The organism is Planktothrix paucivesiculata PCC 9631 (assembly GCF_900009265.2).
Classification (GTDB): domain Bacteria; phylum Cyanobacteriota; class Cyanobacteriia; order Cyanobacteriales; family Microcoleaceae; genus Planktothrix; species Planktothrix paucivesiculata.
Genome location: NZ_LR735049.1, coordinates 1 through 1,843, shown reverse-complemented (window position 1 = coordinate 1,843; position 1,843 = coordinate 1). Strand labels below are relative to the sequence as shown.

At 42.1% G+C, this 1,843-nt stretch carries 3 protein-coding genes; all 3 read left to right on the top strand.

Annotated features, from left to right (window positions below):
- Positions 1-76: 76 nt before the first annotated feature.
- The 3 genes from PL9631_RS25555 (at position 77) to PL9631_RS25545 (ending at position 1,773) form a co-directional block, all read left to right on the top strand.
- Positions 77-667, top strand: a complete 591-nt coding sequence (locus PL9631_RS25555) for a ParA family protein (protein ID WP_083624803.1) — start codon at positions 77-79, stop codon at positions 665-667.
- Positions 664-909 carry a plasmid partition protein ParG gene (locus PL9631_RS25550; protein ID WP_083624801.1) on the top strand — a complete coding sequence of 82 codons (246 nt, stop codon included), beginning with the start codon at positions 664-666 and terminating at the stop codon, positions 907-909. Before PL9631_RS25555 ends, PL9631_RS25550 begins: the two co-directional genes overlap by 4 nt.
- 339 nt (positions 910-1,248) lie before the next feature.
- Complete coding sequence (locus PL9631_RS25545; RefSeq protein WP_083624799.1) at positions 1,249-1,773, top strand: HU family DNA-binding protein; 525 nt, start codon at positions 1,249-1,251, stop codon at positions 1,771-1,773.
- The last annotated feature ends 70 nt before the right edge of the window (positions 1,774-1,843 follow it).

Sequence of the window (1,843 nt, the reverse complement as noted above, 5' to 3'; positions counted from 1 at the left end):
TCAGAAACCTATAAAATAAGGACAGCAGATATTGTGATTTGCAGTCCTTGAAATGTTTAAACATTCAGATGTCCAGATGATTATAACAGTAGCATCTTTCAAAGGGGGAGTAGGGAAGTCTACCACTGCCCTGCATTTAGCAGTTTATCTACAAACCAAAGCCGACACTCTCCTAGTGGATGGAGATTTAAACCGCAGTGCTTTGGACTGGGCTAGTCGGGGGACATTGCCTGTGAAAGTTGTGGATGAGAAACAAGGGGTCAAGTTTGCAAGGCAATTTGAGCATATTGTGATTGATACACCAGCCCGACCCAATCCCGAAGACTTAAAAACGATTGCGGAAGGATGTGATTTATTGGTGCTCCCCACTTCTCCCGACGCTTTAGCAATCCGAGCCACATTACAAATGGTCGATGCTCTGCATAGTCTTCAGAGTAATTATAAAATCCTTTTGACTGTAATTCCCCCCAAACCTAATCGCAGTGGCTCCGAAGCCCGACTCGCTATTCAAAAAGCCGGACTCCCAATTTTTCAAGGGGGGATTAGACGATTGGCAGTGTTTCAAAAAGCCGCCTTAGAAGGTATTTCTGTTGGCCAGGTGAATGATCCCTACTCCAAAGCCGCATGGCAATGTTATCAACAAGTTGGACTGGAGATATTACCATGAGCCGTTTTGATAATTTGTTTAATGTCGCCAAAGGCAAAGATGCCACAACACCCCCAGACGATTTATCCGGTGTGGACAAACTCAGCAAAAGCAAAGACCCCAACTATGTCCGAACCACTATTTACCTTCCACGCGAACTGCACCGGAAGCTGAAAACCCAAGCCACAATAGACGGTGAGGAAATGAGTCAAATCATTGAACAACTCGTTGATAATTGGTTGTCTGAACATTCAGATATTTAAACATTTGAATGTCTGAACATTTAAACATTTAAGCTCAATAGGGTGGCATTCTGATTTCTTGCTGTAATCCAGTCAGAACAGGTATTAAACTCGTAGGGCTAATATGAAATGGTGTTAGATTCACTTAGCTTTTCCCTGAGACTTTCCCTATAGTTTAGTATTTTCTTCGGGTGCAAATAGATAGTAATTGAATCAATATTCTGAAATATTTAGGGTACAATTAAGCTCATAATCCCGTCAGGAGTAGGGTTAGAGTGTCAAGAGGTTTCAAATATTTTTAGCAGTTGACCAATTTGGTAAATGCAATTACAATCAAATTAACAAATTACTCATTGATAGATGCTAGACACCTCTTATATTGAAAGAACGACGGGATTTAGTGAAGCTACCATTCAATCAGTCCTTGAATCTTTTATCAAATTTGTCCAATTAGAACTACGGGCAGGCAACGAAGTCAAAATCGTTGATTTTGGAGTCTTTTACCCTAAAGAACTGGGGGAACGACAAGCTCGCAATCCTAGAACCGGAGAACAAATTATCGCTAAAGCTAGGACTAAACCTAGAGTCCGGTTCTTCGACTCCTTCGAGAAAGCTATTCAGAATCCCAAATCTGTTACCTTAACTCTCCCGACTTCCCCGATTCCCCCGATTCCCCCGACTATTCCAACTGCTTTACCGCCACCAGTACCAGTAGCAGTATCAAGGATTTGGCACATTGTTAAGGATGGGGCTGCTCTCCCAATTCCTGAATCCCAATTGAGGGGGAAAGGCAAAGGTAAAATCACTCCCGATACCCTAATCTGGACTGAAGGACAAGACGGTTGGAAATCTGCCTCTGAAGTTCTACCCCAACTTTTTGCTTAATGCTTGATTAATCCCATAAAAAGAAGACTACGGATTCGCTGATCCATAGTCTTTTTTAGTAGTCTTTTTT

What these genes read in the sequence shown, in the direction of transcription:
- PL9631_RS25555 (WP_083624803.1), top strand. Translation starts at nt 77, where the DNA reads ATGATTATAACAGTAGCATCTTTCAAAGGGGGAGTAGGGAAGTCTACC.
- PL9631_RS25550 (WP_083624801.1), top strand. Translation starts at nt 664, where the DNA reads ATGAGCCGTTTTGATAATTTGTTTAATGTCGCCAAAGGCAAAGATGCC.
- PL9631_RS25545 (WP_083624799.1), top strand. Translation starts at nt 1,249, where the DNA reads ATGCTAGACACCTCTTATATTGAAAGAACGACGGGATTTAGTGAAGCT.